The organism is Photobacterium arenosum (assembly GCF_014841115.1).
Taxonomy (GTDB): domain Bacteria; phylum Pseudomonadota; class Gammaproteobacteria; order Enterobacterales; family Vibrionaceae; genus Photobacterium; species Photobacterium arenosum.
Map to the genome: position 1 here is coordinate 21,899 of NZ_JACYTP010000021.1, position 14,397 is coordinate 36,295.

At 50.3% G+C, this 14,397-nt stretch carries 17 protein-coding genes and 1 pseudogene; 5 read left to right on the forward strand and 13 right to left on the reverse strand.

What is annotated here, in order from left to right:
• Positions 1-4: 4 nt before the first annotated feature.
• The 10 genes from IFO68_RS21040 to IFO68_RS21085 all read right to left on the reverse strand — a co-directional run bounded on the left by IFO68_RS21040 (position 5) and on the right by IFO68_RS21085 (position 6,546).
• Positions 5-427, reverse strand: coding sequence for a DUF5675 family protein (locus IFO68_RS21040; protein WP_192017738.1), 423 nt, complete (start codon positions 425-427; stop codon positions 5-7).
• On the reverse strand, positions 424-645 hold the full coding sequence (locus tag IFO68_RS21045; protein ID WP_192017739.1) for a TraR/DksA C4-type zinc finger protein: 222 nt from the start codon (positions 643-645) through the stop codon (positions 424-426). The genes IFO68_RS21040 and IFO68_RS21045 overlap by 4 nt, the downstream gene beginning before the upstream one ends.
• A 9-nt stretch (positions 646-654) precedes the next feature.
• The gene (locus IFO68_RS21050; RefSeq protein ID WP_192017740.1) at positions 655-1,104 is read right to left on the reverse strand and encodes a phage protein; all 450 of its coding nucleotides are present in this window, start codon (positions 1,102-1,104) and stop codon (positions 655-657) included.
• Positions 1,104-2,225 (reverse strand): DUF2586 domain-containing protein, encoded by a 1,122-nt coding sequence (locus IFO68_RS21055; protein WP_192017741.1) that lies wholly within the window; start codon positions 2,223-2,225, stop codon positions 1,104-1,106. The genes IFO68_RS21050 and IFO68_RS21055 overlap by 1 nt, the downstream gene beginning before the upstream one ends.
• Before the next feature lie 3 nt (positions 2,226-2,228).
• Positions 2,229-2,885, reverse strand: coding sequence for a virion morphogenesis protein (locus tag IFO68_RS21060; RefSeq protein WP_192017742.1), 657 nt, complete (start codon positions 2,883-2,885; stop codon positions 2,229-2,231).
• A complete protein-coding gene (locus IFO68_RS21065) occupies positions 2,869-3,360 on the reverse strand; it encodes a phage tail protein (protein ID WP_192017743.1) in 492 nt (163 codons plus the stop codon). The genes IFO68_RS21060 and IFO68_RS21065 overlap by 17 nt, the downstream gene beginning before the upstream one ends.
• Positions 3,357-3,776: a head completion/stabilization protein gene (locus IFO68_RS21070; RefSeq protein ID WP_192017744.1), complete on the reverse strand. Its 420-nt coding sequence runs from the start codon at positions 3,774-3,776 to the stop codon at positions 3,357-3,359. Before IFO68_RS21070 ends, IFO68_RS21065 begins: the two co-directional genes overlap by 4 nt.
• Positions 3,777-3,883: 107 nt before the next feature.
• Positions 3,884-4,603 carry a phage terminase small subunit gene (gpM, locus tag IFO68_RS21075; RefSeq protein WP_192017745.1) on the reverse strand — a complete coding sequence of 240 codons (720 nt, stop codon included), beginning with the start codon at positions 4,601-4,603 and terminating at the stop codon, positions 3,884-3,886.
• 9 nt (positions 4,604-4,612) lie between these two features.
• On the reverse strand, positions 4,613-5,620 hold the full coding sequence (locus tag IFO68_RS21080; RefSeq protein ID WP_192017746.1) for a phage major capsid protein, P2 family: 1,008 nt from the start codon (positions 5,618-5,620) through the stop codon (positions 4,613-4,615).
• Positions 5,620-6,546 (reverse strand): GPO family capsid scaffolding protein, encoded by a 927-nt coding sequence (locus IFO68_RS21085; protein WP_192017747.1) that lies wholly within the window; start codon positions 6,544-6,546, stop codon positions 5,620-5,622. The genes IFO68_RS21080 and IFO68_RS21085 overlap by 1 nt, the downstream gene beginning before the upstream one ends.
• Positions 6,547-6,722: 176 nt before the next feature.
• Here IFO68_RS21085 and IFO68_RS21090 point away from each other — a divergent pair, with 176 nt between their 5' ends.
• Positions 6,723-8,504: a terminase large subunit domain-containing protein gene (locus IFO68_RS21090; protein WP_192017748.1), complete on the forward strand. Its 1,782-nt coding sequence runs from the start codon at positions 6,723-6,725 to the stop codon at positions 8,502-8,504.
• The gene (locus IFO68_RS21095; protein WP_192017749.1) at positions 8,501-9,517 is read left to right on the forward strand and encodes a phage portal protein; all 1,017 of its coding nucleotides are present in this window, start codon (positions 8,501-8,503) and stop codon (positions 9,515-9,517) included. The genes IFO68_RS21090 and IFO68_RS21095 overlap by 4 nt, the downstream gene beginning before the upstream one ends.
• A gap of 14 nt (positions 9,518-9,531) precedes the next feature.
• Here the strand turns inward: IFO68_RS21095 and IFO68_RS21100 are convergent, their stop codons facing one another.
• On the reverse strand, positions 9,532-10,152 hold the full coding sequence (locus IFO68_RS21100; RefSeq protein WP_192017750.1) for a hypothetical protein: 621 nt from the start codon (positions 10,150-10,152) through the stop codon (positions 9,532-9,534).
• 163 nt (positions 10,153-10,315) lie between these two features.
• Between IFO68_RS21100 and IFO68_RS22190 the strand changes: the two are divergent.
• Positions 10,316-10,447 (forward strand): annotated as a pseudogene (locus IFO68_RS22190) (ogr/Delta-like zinc finger family protein); the annotation flags it as partial.
• 24 nt (positions 10,448-10,471) lie between these two features.
• Positions 10,472-10,750 carry an ogr/Delta-like zinc finger family protein gene (locus IFO68_RS22195; RefSeq protein ID WP_225445379.1) on the forward strand — a complete coding sequence of 93 codons (279 nt, stop codon included), beginning with the start codon at positions 10,472-10,474 and terminating at the stop codon, positions 10,748-10,750.
• A gap of 15 nt (positions 10,751-10,765) precedes the next feature.
• On the opposite strand, the gene IFO68_RS21110 is transcribed toward IFO68_RS22195, so the two are convergent.
• Both IFO68_RS21110 and IFO68_RS21115 read right to left on the reverse strand, forming a co-directional pair.
• Positions 10,766-10,969, reverse strand: a complete 204-nt coding sequence (locus tag IFO68_RS21110) for a hypothetical protein (protein ID WP_192017752.1) — start codon at positions 10,967-10,969, stop codon at positions 10,766-10,768.
• 232 nt (positions 10,970-11,201) lie between these two features.
• Positions 11,202-13,253 (reverse strand): rolling circle replication-associated protein, encoded by a 2,052-nt coding sequence (locus IFO68_RS21115; protein ID WP_192017753.1) that lies wholly within the window; start codon positions 13,251-13,253, stop codon positions 11,202-11,204.
• A 616-nt stretch (positions 13,254-13,869) separates the two neighbouring features.
• Here IFO68_RS21115 and IFO68_RS21120 point away from each other — a divergent pair.
• Positions 13,870-14,337, forward strand: coding sequence for a hypothetical protein (locus IFO68_RS21120; RefSeq protein WP_192017754.1), 468 nt, complete (start codon positions 13,870-13,872; stop codon positions 14,335-14,337).
• The last annotated feature ends 60 nt before the right edge of the window (positions 14,338-14,397 follow it).

Genomic DNA, 14,397 nt, shown 5'->3' on the forward strand with positions numbered 1-14,397 from the left:
CTTGCTAATCCTTTCGAATGGTCAGAACAGCAGGCGCTCCGGCCAGCTCATCCATCAGGTTGTGAAATGCTGCCGTTGAGTTCAAAACCGCCCACTCATTGCCGACAAAACCAAAATCAACACCGGGAGCCAGACACCCTTGCAGTTGCGACGGGTGGTTTGCCTTATGGATCAGAATGTGCGTCCGCTGGCTTGGCCCGTAACGGGTGACACCCAAACTTTCGGCTTCCAGTGCGTAGCAGTTGCCAAACTTCGGGCTTTGATGCGGATAGAGGGTGTAGGTGCCTTCGGGCACACAAGATTCCCCCTTTTTGTTGTTCAGAAAAGGACGCTCAACCATGCAGCAAACCTGGCTGCCATCTTCGCGATGGAGCGTTCCATAGGTGCCGTGTTCAAAGTAACGGCGTTTCAGAATGAAATTCTTCACAGTTTCCCCTTGTCGGCGAGTTCCTGGCATGGGGTGCAGTACTGGCACCCCGGTATGTGTTGGCGGCGTTTTTCCGGGATGGCGTCGCCGCATTCCGTGCATTCTGTCGCGCTGGTCTGGTTGCCCGTCTGGCTGGACGCGGCACCCAGCTGTCTGTCCAGCGCCATTTGGGTGAATTTGGCTTCAATCGCACTGGCATGATCAAATACGTCCGGCATTCGCTATCCTCAGGAAACCAGGTCTTCGGTTTCATCATCACGCAGGTACGATGTACCGTTGATTTTGATGAAATCCGGACTGGTGATATCGAACGGGATTTTGTGCACCAGGGCGCTGCCGCCGTTTGCGTCGACATCGAGTAAATCTGAAATTTTGATACGAACGCCGAACATCTCGACTTTCAGCTCATCCTTATCAATCTTGCCAAACCCCATGGCATCGAATGCCGGCAGTGCGCGCCAGGCGCCTGCATTGGCTGCGGCCTTGTTCAGCAGATTGAACTGCGAGGTGGTCAATTCCATTTCTCCGGACGCTTCCACATCGCCGTCCACGTAGCCATCCGGCACGCCATTGGTTTTAGACACCGCGCTGTTATCGGTAATCGACAGGGTAAATTTCTGCGCGCTCAGGCGGATATCCCCCAGATTGAAGCGCATGTTTTTTCCGGAAATTCGCATTAGGCCTCCGTGTCTGCTGGGTTAGTCAGATCCAGTGCAATATTCACTGCGATATGTTTCGGGCAGTTATGCGGGCGAACCATCAGGCCAATGATCACCTTGGTTTTGGTCTGCCACTGAATCGTCACGTCCTTGTCTCGCGGTTTCATGATTTCACCGGGGAAGGTGATACCGCCGATTTCAGTGGTCTTCGACATCTGGCGCATATCGACACTGAAATACTGACGGTTCAGCTCAATAGACGCCGGTGTGGAATTCAGGATCTTGTCACCCATCCGGCGAATCGCTTTTACCCGAACTCGGCGGTTCAGCTTGTGAACCGGGCGAACATACTCAAGTACCTGGTAATCGCCGCCAGCAGCTTCCAGCGTGGTGGCATCGCCCCAGTAGATGCCCTGATAGTCCGGGTACCACTGCGGGACTGAGTAACGGACGGTTGCCAGTGCGATGATGGTTGCCATATCCAGCACTTTGCCGTCGCTGTCCGTCGGGTGTTCACCCAATCCCAGCACATTGCCGGTTGCCACCCGCATGGGCGTATCGGCGACGGTGACACTGCGGTCACACAGTCGGCCCGCCAGCACCCCGATGTTATTGCCATGCAACTGGGGTATTGGCACTACCATGTTGGCTGCCGCGTCCTTCACCAAGGTGACCATCGCGCCGGTATAGGCCGACCAGGTTTGCGCCGCTTTATCAATGCCCGGTACGGCAGCCAGAAAGAACACCCAGCGTCCCAGCTTGCTCACCAGTTCGGTGTGCTTGGCCTGCATGGCATCAAATCCGGCTTTGTCTGTGGTTTCATCCACAATCACAATGCCTTCGAAAGAGCCGGTCAGGTTCGCGGCATCCACTGCGTTTTCCCAGGTCTGGCCGTCTGCCAGCGCATAAATGGCTGCGGTCCAGTTCTGCTTGCCGTTGAGCTGCGCGGCGATCACATTGCGGCCCAGGGCATCATCTGCCACCACATCATTTAAGTTGGTTGCTGCAGACACATAGGTCAGCTTGCCCTGCAACTCAGCTTTTGAGGTGCTGCCGATAAAGAGCAAATGACGCTCGATTTCCGGCCCCCCCCCTTGCCCTAAGTTGAGGTTGTTGACATCAACAGTTCCGATTGCCATGGGTTATTTCCTTGTTTTGGCCTGCTCGAATATGTTCACGAGCTGGCGGTTGACTTCTCGTTCCTGGCTGCCGAGGATCTGACGTTCAGGGAGTGGGATATCCCAAGCGGTCTTTGATGGTTCGTTTTGGATGATTCGAATCATCAACCCGGCTTTCCCTTTATTGATGTTCTCCATGATCCATCTAAGACTGGGCTTCTTTGTCCCTTTGCCTTTTGAGCGTTGAATTTCAAAGCCAAGCTCTCTAAGTTTTCGCGCCTGGGCTTTGGTACAAGGCTCTTTGGAATCGGAACGACCATATTTTTTCTGCATCTTTCTGGCAGTCATCCGTTCGGATTGCCCGAGGTGATGCCGTCCTGCAATGCGGCCTGTTAGCTTATTCGCCCACGTCAGTTCCAGCGTGTTGCCGCCTTTGACATAAGGCTCAAGTCCTTTCGCCATCCGGCGCATCATCTTGCCGCGTTTCTTGCTGCGCCGTTCTTCCAGCGGCCTGCCGTGAATGTCCTGCTGCTGCTGAATGCGCTTGCGAACTCTCGACTTTTCCCAGCGCCCCAGCGTTTTTAAAATCCATATCCGCTTTCGGGCTGGCAGTGCCAGCATGGCCAGCTTTTCCTGCAGGTTGAGCTGGTCACGCTGAACAACTTTAATCTGCGGCTTCATTTCGAATTTCCGCTTCTTCTGCAGTGTCGATAGGCACGGACTGAACCCGGTACAATTCACCCGCAAACTCAATCAGGCCATCCGGGTCAGGGATCATTTCAACCGACTCTTCGAGCGTCAGTTCAATCGCCACATCAGCGGCTTCATGGCTGATAACGTCCACGGCCACATCCGGATCCCCGAGCTCTTCCACATCCCTGTTCGGGTCGTGCTCACTCAACCAGCAGGCAACCAGTGCCAGCAGGTAGCGCGGGTCTAACTTCTGGTGCGGAAACTCTTCAATGCTGATCACCGCGCGGTACTGCCAGTTGCAGATGATGAAGCCGCCGTTCCCCCGGTCTTCTCCGTTCAAAATGAGCTTCGCGCTTTCCTGCCAGGCATCGAGCTTGTTCGCCAGCACATCGGTTTTCAGCCTGCGGACGATGTAATCTGTCAGGTGCTCAAGCTTGGTTTTGCTGTAAACGACGTTGTTCATATCGAATCAATTCCGTTTGGGCTACGGCCTAACAAGAGGCACACATCACGGGCACTTTGGGCCAGAAAGCGCTGGCTCTGCTCCGGGTCATCAGTGGCCGCATTAGCACCTTGCTCGCGCCTGTCCTGGGTGGCGAATTCAGCCAGTAATTCCGCATGGGCCCGACCATACACCGCCCGCTTGTAGGCAAACTGCTTTGCTGCGTTCAGCTCCTGCGCTGCGCCATCAACCTGCAGTTTTTGAAGCTGGCCCTGTACATTCAGGGCCGCGATTGATAACGCCATAGCAATTGAGTCGTTATCAAACACACTGGCTACCCGGCGGATGCTGCGAAATTCACTGGTCGATAAATCAGGCCAGCCAGCACCGTTTAAGGTGGTGTTATCCGCCGGGTTTACCTTTCCGCCAAAGCTCATCGCTGCCCCTTTTAATTAGTTGCACCTCTAGCCACTGAGTCGACGGATTCGGGTTAGCCTGTTGGCTGCCCTATCCTCGTCAGCCGAGGCGCGGCGGCTTGGGAGTCTTACAAATTCTTCCCGGTTTCCAGCGCACTGATGCGCTGGTCGATTTTGCTGATCATGGTGCCGACGCCAATTTTGTCGTGTTGTTTGTTTGCCTCAACAAGCAGGGCTTTGGCTTTTTCCAGCGTTTCAATATCACCAACAGCGGTCGCTCGTGGCTTGCCTTCGTCGTCTCGCAGCAAGAGCAAGCCCGCGAACTTGAACCATTTAGCATTCACCTGTTCGTTCAAACGCCATTCGTGCCGAACCTTTTCAAATACCTGGCTGAAATAAGGTTCAATGGAATGACCACGCTCTGATTCACGTTCAGCCCATTCCAGTACCTGATCGGCGCAGAACGTAGGCCAGTCACGTTTGATGTAATCCGGTGTTGGTAATTCGCGCTCAATTGCTTTGAAGCACCAATCCAATGCTGTTTCCATGGCTTCCACATCGAACAGCCAAAGAACCAAACTGGTGAACACCGGATTCTGGTATTGCTCCCCGCTTTCCAAGTAGCGTTCTGCCAGAGCGCGATATTTAGGAATTAACACATCTCGTTTGTGTGCAATCCGATCGGCACGAGCATTGAAACGGCGCCGCATATCCTGGCGGTCTTCTTCCAGCTCAATCAGCTTGATATGCAGACTGTCGGTCGTGGCCTCACTGACTTCAGAAGCCACTTTCTGTGATCCGCTTTTAGCCAGCAGTGCATTGCGCTGTTTTTGTAATGGGCTAGCCATGATCAGTCCTTACACCTGTGCCGGTTCAATGACGTCCACGGCTTCAATGGCCGCGAACTTGTTGAAGTCGCCCACCGCATACCCTTCCATACGCAGGTAAGAGTTTTCGAACTGCTTACGGTCTTCTTCATTGCGCGCTTTACGCCACTGCGTACCTTTCTGCGTCAGGATCTGCAGGTTCTTCAAAGACGTGACCCAAACCTGTTTTGCTGGGAAGAATGGCGGTGTGAAGGCTTTCTTACCTGCGATCGTTTTCGCAAGGCTCTGAGCCGCTTTGTGCTCGGTTGGTACCGTGGCAGATTCCAGCAAACGATGCTGTTCAGCAGAGACCAGATCACGGCCAACCAAAACCACCAGATCAGGGCTTTCGCGATAGACTTCATGAACCGTGGTGTTGATTAGGTCATTCACCAGGGAATCCAGGTTTTTATATGCATCGGCTGTTGCACCGGTTGCATCCAGCTTGGCAGATGCCAGTACTTGCTCAGCTTTCTTTTCTTTGACGATGGTCAGCCAGCCTTTGTTAACGTCCTGACCTAGTGGGTAAGTCGTCGGGTTGGTCGTTTCAGCAATGTGGGTACCGTGGAAACCAACACGAATCATATCCAGTGCAAAGTTACGGGTACTGGCCTGATTCATCAGTTTGATGAACTCCCCAGGACCGCCAGAGTTAGCCCAAACCGTCATGGTTTCCCAGGCAATACATGCGCAGGAGTCTGTTTCAGTCAGCTGATAGGTATTACCGTCAAAACCCAACTGACCACGGAAGCGCCCACCTTTAACACGACCAGTCAGCAAACCACCTGAGCCCACATCAACAACCTGACCCGCAATCTGATCAACCGGGTTGTGCGTAATCATGTTCAGGAAAGCATCAGATTCTAAAATGGCCTGACGCAACTTGGTTTCAATCACCGGCGTAATAGCGAACTGCTTCGATGGGTTACCAGTACCGTAAGTTTTGGAAACTGAATCGCTGTACTTCGCCAGATATTCGGATGAAAGTGTATTCAGCATTAAATCGCCTCCACCGTTTCGCCAGCACCTTCACCCGCTGGGCGCTGCCCCGGTGTTTCCTGTGCTAACGCGTTAAACTTGTTTTCCAAGCCATCCAGCTTGTCTGTCATCGGCTTCAGCTGCTTTTGCAGTTCTGCAGAGAACAGTTCACTGAAATTCGGCGCCGCAGGTTGACTGCCTTCCGTTTTAGATGGCTGTTTGTCACCACCATCGGCTTCAGGCTGACCTCCTTCTGGCGGTTTTTCCTTGTCAGCAAACTTCTGCTCCAGAGCATCCAGCTTGTTGCTGAAAGGCTGAAGCTGCTCTGCCAGCAAGGCTTTCAATTGTTCTTCATTCACGTCGTGTTCCTCGTCGTGTGTATCTGTTGAGATTTCTGGCAAAGTGCCACCTTTAGAGAACCAATTGCCGATGGTCTTAAAGGCCTGAGCAATGGAGCTACGGGAGTCATCAGTCGAGATAAAATCGGTTGGATTCAGCTCTTCAAGTTGGCTGTATTCGCGTTCATGCGTCTTTTCGCCAATCGAAAACTTCAGGCGAGTGGTACCGGAACTGGCCGGTGAATCAGTCACAGCCAACCCCATCAAATAACAACGGCCCTCGCCCTTGTAATCCGGGTTCGCTTCAATGGAAGTAAACAGCTTTTGGCCTTGTTTGTTAGATTCAAGCAGGAAGTCATTTGCGGTCAGCTTCGCGAACAATCGCAACTTGTTTTTGAACTTGGCAGCTTTTACCTCATCTACCGTGCCCCAGTTACGACCTTCAAATGGCGCCCAGGATGAACGAAAGTGCTCGGGCCAAATCAATGCCGTATACTCTTCCGTCGAATACTGTTCAGCCATGTCTTTTATCCAGTTGGCTGTAATGGTGCGCCCGTCTACGGTTGCCCCTTCAGTTGCCACGATTACCCAACCAGTCTGCTTGCTCATGAATCCCGATTCCGTCAGTGAAAATGTCAATTTGCGTATCAGTCACCGCAAAGCGTACGCCTTTGAGTAACCAGATTCATGCAATTGATTTCTAAGGAATTCGGATAGGATTTCGTTCCGAACACAGCAGAATTTAAGTACCTCAATTGAGTCATTTCGCCGCGTATGATTGCGGCATGGCATACTCTCCTGAACTACGACAAGCCGCCCGAGCCCTCTACCTGAAGGCATGGACGCCAAAAGATATCGCTGCCGAACTTGGCCTAAGTAATGAACGAATCATTTACTACTGGGCTGATAAATATGGCTGGCGGGATATGTTGCGTGAGCACACGGTTGATGAAGCCATTGCGTCCCGCATCCAGGCATTACTTGAAATACCGGATCCATCCCGTAACCAGCTGGACATGCTCGACCGGCTGATTAACCACCACACCAAGCTGAAAAAAATGCGTGCGGTAGATAAGCAGCAAGAGCAACAATCGGAGGCCGGCAGCAATAAAGCCGACACGCCGCACAAGCAACGCACAGCCAACACCGCCGCAAAAAGCAGTAAGAAGAAAGGCAAACAGGCAAAAAACAATGTCGACGACGTAAGCGAAGCCGACTTTGCAGACTGGCATCAGTCGTTATTTAAATACCAGCTGACGATGCGGGACAACCTGCATCAGCGTATTCGAAATATTCTGAAATCGCGTCAGATTGGGGCAACCTACTATTTCAGTGGTGAGGCGCTAGAAAACGCCATTTTGACGGGCGACAATCAGATCTTCCTTTCTGCCTCCCGCGCGCAGGCTGAAGTCTTCCGCAGCTACATCATTGCGATTGCCAAAGAGTTTTTGGATATCGAGCTGAGCGGTAACCCAATCGTGCTATCGAATGGTGCGGAATTGCGGTTTTTGTCGACCAATAGCAAAACCGCACAGAGCTATCACGGCCACGTGTATGTGGACGAATATTTCTGGATCCCAAAGTTCGACGAGCTGAACAAACTTGCATCAGCCATGGCGACCCACAAGAAATGGCGGAAGACTTACTTTTCAACCCCATCAGCCAAAACCCATCAGGCTTACCCTTTCTGGACTGGCGATAGCTGGAAGAAAGGTAAAGAAAGCCGCGAAAAGCTCGATTTCCCCACTTTTGAGGAATACCGCGACGGTGGCCGCTTATGTCCAGACAGACAATGGCGTTACGTCGTCACGATTGAAGATGCAGCAAATGGCGGCTGTGGGCTGTTCGATATCGATGAGCTCCACGACGAATACAGTGAAGATGACTTCAATAACCTCTTCATGTGTATTTTCGTTGATGGTTCGCAAAGCGTTTTCAAGTTTAACCACCTTGAACGCTGCATGGTTGACAGTGCGCACTGGCAAGACTTTAAGCGCAACAACCCAAGACCGTTCGATAATCGGGAAGTCTGGCTGGGCTACGACCCCAGCCGAACTCGCGACAATGCATGTCTGGTTGTTATCGCGCCGCCTATTGTCGCGCCTGAAAATTTCCGAGTGTTAGAAAAACACTACTGGCGCGGGCTGAATTTCCAACACCATGTCGCAGAAATAGAGAAAGTATTTGAGCGTTTCAATGTCACTTACATTGGCGTCGATACCACAGGGATCGGCGGCGGTGTATGGGACCTGATCAGCCAGAAACACCCACGTGAAGCGGTTGCCATCCACTACAGCACCGAGAATAAAACCCGCCTGGTGATGAAGATGATTGATGTCATTGAATCCAATCGACTGCAGTTTGATGCCGAACATAAAGACATCGCCATGGCATTCATGGCCATCAAACGTGTAACCACAAGCAGCGGTAATGCCATGACATTCAAAGCTGAGCGAAGCGAAATCACCGGGCATGCTGACGCTTTCTGGGCCATAGCACATGCGCTGATCAATGAACCGCTGAACCATTCCAATAAACGTAAATCAACCTGGGCGACCGCAGCATGACACAGGCACTCACCACCAAGCCAACAACCCAAAATTCTGCATACCATATCGACAGCACACCTGAGCCGGTCGACTCAAGCCGATGGCTCACCGATTACAACGAGCTCTACTACAACGATGCAGACAACTTCTGGGAGCCGCCTGTTTCGCGCCAAGGCCTGGCGCAAATAGCCAATGCAAATGCCTATCACGGCAGCCTGCTCATTGCCCGCGCCAACTATGTGGCCGGACGGTTTACAAGCGGTGGCGACCTGCGCCGTCGTTTTGTTCAGGCGTTTTGCCGTGATTACTTCATGTTTGGGGATGCGGCATTATTGAAACTGCGAAATGCTTTCGGGCAAGTCGTCGGTTTATACCCACTGCCTTCAATGTATTTGCGACGGCGCAAAAACGGCGATTTCGTCATCCTTGAACGAGACGAGAAACAGCTTGTGTACAGAGAAAAAGACGTCATTTTTCTACCTCAGTACGAACCCCAACAGCAAATCTATGGCTTACCGGATTACCTGGGCAGCATTCAAAGCAGCCTGCTCAACAAAGACGCCACACTCTTTCGCCGGCGCTATTACATGAACGGTGCCCACATGGGGTTCATTTTCTATGCGACTGACCCGAACCTAAGTCCAGAAGACGAAAAAATGCTGCAAGAGAAGATCGCCAGCAGCAAAGGTGTGGGTAACTTTCGCAGTATGTTTGTGAACATCCCGAACGGGAAAGAGAAAGGCATTCAACTGATTCCGGTTGGCGATATTGCCACTAAAGACGAGTTTGAACGAATCAAGAACATCACCGCGCAAGACATTCTGGTTGGGCATCGCTTCCCCAGCGCAAAAGGCGGCTTAGTGCCTCAACCCGGCTCAAACCTGGGCGACCCAGTCAAGGTAGGTACCGAGTACGCGAAAGATGAAGTGATTCCCGTGTGTGAACTGATTATGGATGAAGTGAATTCAGATCCCGAGATAACCAAGAGTTTGCGATTAACCTTCAATACAAATGTAGAAAAGGCCGCATAACGGCCTTTCAATATTTAGCTTGTAGGAATTTCTTTTAAAAACTTTTCCAGTCCAGGTTTAGCCCAAACATATGGATATTTTAGATAGCTTGAGTTATTTGGGTCACTTGGTTCAATACGTTGCTCAGAGTAGCTATCCAAGAATTGAACACGAACAATTGACTTCTTAGCTTGGATTAACTCATCCAGCTGATCCCTCGTAATCCAGTATGATTTCTTTGTTGTGTAATGAAGTGGAGTAGATATTGGGCCTAAGATGGACTGCGTGGTCAAAGACTTCATATCTTTAATTCCATAATCATGTTTATCAACCGGGAGCAGGCTAATAAATTTGCCATCAATATTAAAATCTAAACTCGTTGCTGGTTCAAAATTTATTGGCTCATTCCACTCAGCAACAAGGATGAGACGCCCCTCTTTCATCTTGTTGTTCCAACGAGCTCCAAGCAACAAATATGATGAGCCATCATCTAAGTAACCCGGCTCTATTGATACATCTTTCCTACCATCAAACTCAGATTGTGATTTACTAATGTACCCTGGCCACCCCGGATTATCATATGTAGCTTTTAAAGACTCAGTTGTAACACAGCCTGATAAAATTAAAGCGCACAGGCCAACTAAATAGCATTTCATAATTTTTCCTTATTGCTTGCAGATATAACCTGGCAGAAATGTATCAGATACACATGCAAGCGCAATGCAAATCAGGGCACAATAAAAAACCCAACTCGACATACTGTACAAAAACACAGGCATTTCTTACTATTACCCTATCAGTCAGCCAGTTAGGAAAACCATGCGTATCTATTGCCAATGCGGTGAGCGCGCGATTATCAGCAGGAGTAAAACGGTTGATGATGGCGCCCAGCTTTCTTGTTCCTGCCGGGATCCCTATTGCGGACATACGTTTGTCAGTGCAGTGAGTTACAAACACACATTGAAGTACTCAGCTATGACAACGGCTACCCCATTTATTCGAGGTAGCCGTATTTATTGTGGGTGTGGTGAACGGGCCATTATTACTAAAACCAACCGCCTCACAATAGATTGTGCCGATATGTACTGTCAGTGCAAAAATCCAGAGTGTGGGCACAGCTTTGTCATGTCGCAGGGTTTCTCACACACCCTTAGCCCATCTTCAAAGTCGACGGGCCAGTTAGTCCATGCCATTGTGCGCTCACTCTCGCCAGAACAAACCAAACAGGTTTACCAACAGCTTTCTCTGATTTAGGCCCGAACGGGCCTTCTAATACTCGTTCCTTATCTGTGAAGCCTCCGCTAATAATCTTTTCACCATCTTTTCTTGCTCAGCATCGAGTGGCTTCTTTCTATCCTTCATCACTAAATCGACCAGGTACATCCCTACCTGAGTGCGATCGTCACCATATGTGTTGGCTGCCAGTGCCTCAACAATAAAGTCGATCGCCTGCCAGCTTATAGAACGCGTCATCTAAACAGTACTCCTAGCCCTAAAGCACTGTACAAAAATACAGTAGTTTTAACTGATATGCAGCAGTTTAGGTAAAAAACTTCTACAAGGGGCTGATTTTTATGAGTCTGATGTACAATCGGCCACCGATTTATCCTGTTCTTCATCCGCAGCACGTTGGCGCGCATTCTCTTCTATTTGTTCTTGTAGCGCTTTCAGCGCCAGGGCATCAAAACTCATGCTCTATCCTCGTTTAGGCAGCTTTACGTATGCACAGCAAGTCATCCTGATGTTGTAAGCTCAACATCAAGTCTCTATCTTCTGGCAGCTCGTTGGGCTCATAGCGATTCCAGAATGACGACCAGTAATCCAAACTGGTGCGTCTATCTGGCAGCGTATCGGCGAAGTGTCGCCAGTAGCTGCGCTGCTGACGTAACGTGTTCGCCATTTGCAGCCGCATCATCCGCTTATAGTCGATATCCTGATCAACCTCCTGCAGCGCAAAATGCAGAACACGAAGCCGTTCTATTTGATCATCATCCAGGTTCAAATCATCCTGCAGCTCGGCATATTCCTTTTGTAGGCTGGCAATTAAAGCGGCTTTCTCTTGTTCCAGTTCCTCTTTCACCTGTTCATTGCGCGCATTCACTTGCCATTGACGGTTATTCACCGCCCATCCAAGAAAGCGATCGAATTTATCCGAAGCGTTATCACCGGTAAAAGTGATCTGATAATGACCAGAGGCGACCACACCGGTGGCTCGTTTATCGGCCTTTGCCGAAGCAATTTCCTCATCTTGCTGCAACATCATAGCTTTCAGCTTCTCAAGCCGGGCAGCTCGTTTTTCCTCACTGAGTTTTTTACTGTTCTTGGTGATTTGATACTGGCGTTTCGATTCCTTGAGCTTAAAGAACGCTCGCTTTTCCCGCTCCTCGTGGTGGACTTTGCGCCGATATAGCTTCTCTTCACACTCGGCAATAATCGCCGCCATGTTATCGGCCTGAAAACTCGCCAACTCCTGCCAGCCTGGCGCCCTGGCACAAGCACTGATGCCGTAGCGATTACCGCGAATCAGCCCCTGATTGCCATCTCGCCCTTTCGCTGCATACCCAACGGCTTTTACCAGATAACCCGCACCAGCTTTGGCATGTTTGATTTTCTCGATCTTCGCAAAGCCATTACCCCACAGCCCTTCAAGCCGCCCGGCCCAAGCATGGAAATAAGATTTTGGTACCCGCCAACGGAACAACACATGCACATGCGGGTTTGGCTCACCGTCCGCATTAGCCGGCATTTCAGCCACCCAGCAATAATCCAATGGTACCGCTACTTTCTGTAAGCCCTTGCCAGGCTTCTCTTTCCACCGCGGGTTCTGCCCTAACTTGTCTTTCTTATCGCCTTTTCGAATGGGGGTGAATGGTCCATCGGCAATCACCTTGCCGCATGGGGTGCCAGCCGGTTGGACAATCTCTTTGCCGCGTTTTTTTCTGGCGGGCCGGTAACTTGGAATCCAACCACGCTGATACATTTTCTGCGCACCATCCAGAAAGCGGCTAACTTCATTGCCAATGGAAGAATCCGGTGCGTACTCGTGAATTCTTGACCACGGGCCAGATGCACGCACACTTGCCGATCCAATGTTTTTGATTTCATGGCCATGCGCATCAACCCGACCCGTTTCTGTAATCGGCGCCATATTGATCACCGCGAATTCGCCGGCTTTACCCATGTCGTCCAGCCAGGTGAAGTTACCGGCCGCTTTCACACGATACGGATCACGACCATGCGGACTCATCACCACAATGGTTCCGTAACGTCCTGGCTTGGTCCGGTTTTTCGATTGTGGTCGGCTGGTAAGTACACGCTCGCGCTGTTCCCGCGTAAACGTCAGCGTAATGAAGGTGGAATACCCATCGCGAGTCGACTGAACGAACGCGCCCGATTCAAATATTTTGCGAACCGCACCGCTCGTCACTTCCTCAGTGAACCGATCACCACTTTGCGCTGGCGGTGCTTCCGATGGCCGCGCCTGCGACTCTAACCGAATCCGGTATTCGCCAGACCAATCACGATGCAGAAATCTCGCCATAACAGGCGCATTTTCAACAAACCCAAAGTGTTTCAAATGCTCTAACGGACGGTCTTTCCAATCCAGCTTGATTGGCTTCACACGTGGCGGCACGAACGGCGTTACATACTGCACATTGCCGCGACGTTCATAATCGACTCTTCTGAACAGATCATTCCACTGAACAAGGCGCTGCTTGCTCTTTTTCAGCTCGCTCTGCGCCCTCTCCCTCGCCAAGTCCTCCCTTGTCGGACTTTTGCGCCGCTGGACTAGCCTACTATTCCCCGCCCGTTCCGGGCGGCCCTGCGGGGCCAGTTCAGGAGGAAGTTTCGGATCGCGATACCTGAGGAATCGTTTTAACGCTTCATCATCCGAATGCCCTTCCAAGAAAAAACTGGCTTTCGAAATTTGTTCAGGGATCACGCCTGTGTATTGTCGAACTTCTTTAGGCGTAAAAAAACCGAGATTATTCTCGGTAACATTTATCATCTGATAACTCACGTTGAAGCCTCCCAGCCAAATAACACGCAAATTGAATAACTTTTTGCACTATTTTTTCTAATCAATAGAAATACATTTGAACCTGAAATATTGCTCAATAATGTTCAATATTGCTCAGTAATGACCAACTCTATCTTTCTTGAATTAGTTCCCCGTATCGTGGGGATGACGGCCCATTGTCGTCGCTGGCACACGTCGCTAATCTTCAGTTCGACCAAAACAAATCAACTAGCGAGGAGACAGAAAATGTCCGGTTTTACAAACCAACAGTCAAACAACGACACAGACAAATTCCATCACAGACGTGAATCACTTCCGCCACCAAAACCTGATGGAGATAAAAAGGATTAATATGAACGACACCAGTACTGAATTCGATATTCGTTTTTCTATCCGCACAGAACAATTGAACGAAATGTTCTATAACCGAGTAGATACTTTGATGACGATTGCCCAAATGTTTTTGGGATCCGCCATTTTTGCCGGAGTAGGATTTTCTGTATTGGCAGGTGCATTGGTTTCTTTGTTGTCCATCATTACTTTCACGGTAAAACCAACCCTGAAAGCGGTTCAATCTGGTAACCAAGCAAAACGTTACACTGCCCTTCTGAATCCGGACTTGAATGAAAAAGAAAAACGCGAGCAGTTCTATCGAATTCAAGAATTGGACAATCAACCATTGCTCTCTTTCTACAACATTGCCTTCATTCGGGCTGGCATGGAAATGGGATTGGATGTATCCAACAAAACCCTTTCCCGCTTTGAACTCTTCATGGCTCGATTTGTTGGCGAAAGGTTGAAACGAACCGGTAACGAGTGAGCAAACACACGCCCCTTTTTTTGGGGCGTTGTTTTTATAGCTAACTTGATACATGACGCT

Excerpts from the sequence above, each read along its gene's own strand:
- IFO68_RS21070 (WP_192017744.1), bottom strand. The coding sequence starts at position 3,776 with ATGAGCTTTGGCGGAAAGGTAAACCCGGCGGATAACACCACCTTAAAC.
- IFO68_RS22195 (WP_225445379.1), top strand. The coding sequence starts at position 10,472 with ATGACAACGGCTACCCCATTTATTCGAGGTAGCCGTATTTATTGTGGG.
- IFO68_RS21095 (WP_192017749.1), top strand. The coding sequence starts at position 8,501 with ATGACACAGGCACTCACCACCAAGCCAACAACCCAAAATTCTGCATAC.
- IFO68_RS21050 (WP_192017740.1), bottom strand. The coding sequence starts at position 1,104 with ATGCGAATTTCCGGAAAAAACATGCGCTTCAATCTGGGGGATATCCGC.
- IFO68_RS21110 (WP_192017752.1), bottom strand. The coding sequence starts at position 10,969 with ATGACGCGTTCTATAAGCTGGCAGGCGATCGACTTTATTGTTGAGGCA.
- IFO68_RS21055 (WP_192017741.1), bottom strand. The coding sequence starts at position 2,225 with ATGGCAATCGGAACTGTTGATGTCAACAACCTCAACTTAGGGCAAGGG.
- IFO68_RS21080 (WP_192017746.1), bottom strand. The coding sequence starts at position 5,620 with ATGCTGAATACACTTTCATCCGAATATCTGGCGAAGTACAGCGATTCA.
- gpM (WP_192017745.1), bottom strand. The coding sequence starts at position 4,603 with ATGGCTAGCCCATTACAAAAACAGCGCAATGCACTGCTGGCTAAAAGC.
- IFO68_RS21045 (WP_192017739.1), bottom strand. The coding sequence starts at position 645 with ATGCCGGACGTATTTGATCATGCCAGTGCGATTGAAGCCAAATTCACC.
- IFO68_RS21100 (WP_192017750.1), bottom strand. The coding sequence starts at position 10,152 with ATGAAATGCTATTTAGTTGGCCTGTGCGCTTTAATTTTATCAGGCTGT.
- IFO68_RS21085 (WP_192017747.1), bottom strand. The coding sequence starts at position 6,546 with ATGAGCAAGCAGACTGGTTGGGTAATCGTGGCAACTGAAGGGGCAACC.
- IFO68_RS21090 (WP_192017748.1), top strand. The coding sequence starts at position 6,723 with ATGGCATACTCTCCTGAACTACGACAAGCCGCCCGAGCCCTCTACCTG.
- IFO68_RS21060 (WP_192017742.1), bottom strand. The coding sequence starts at position 2,885 with ATGAAGCCGCAGATTAAAGTTGTTCAGCGTGACCAGCTCAACCTGCAG.
- IFO68_RS21065 (WP_192017743.1), bottom strand. The coding sequence starts at position 3,360 with ATGAACAACGTCGTTTACAGCAAAACCAAGCTTGAGCACCTGACAGAT.
- IFO68_RS21120 (WP_192017754.1), top strand. The coding sequence starts at position 13,870 with ATGAACGACACCAGTACTGAATTCGATATTCGTTTTTCTATCCGCACA.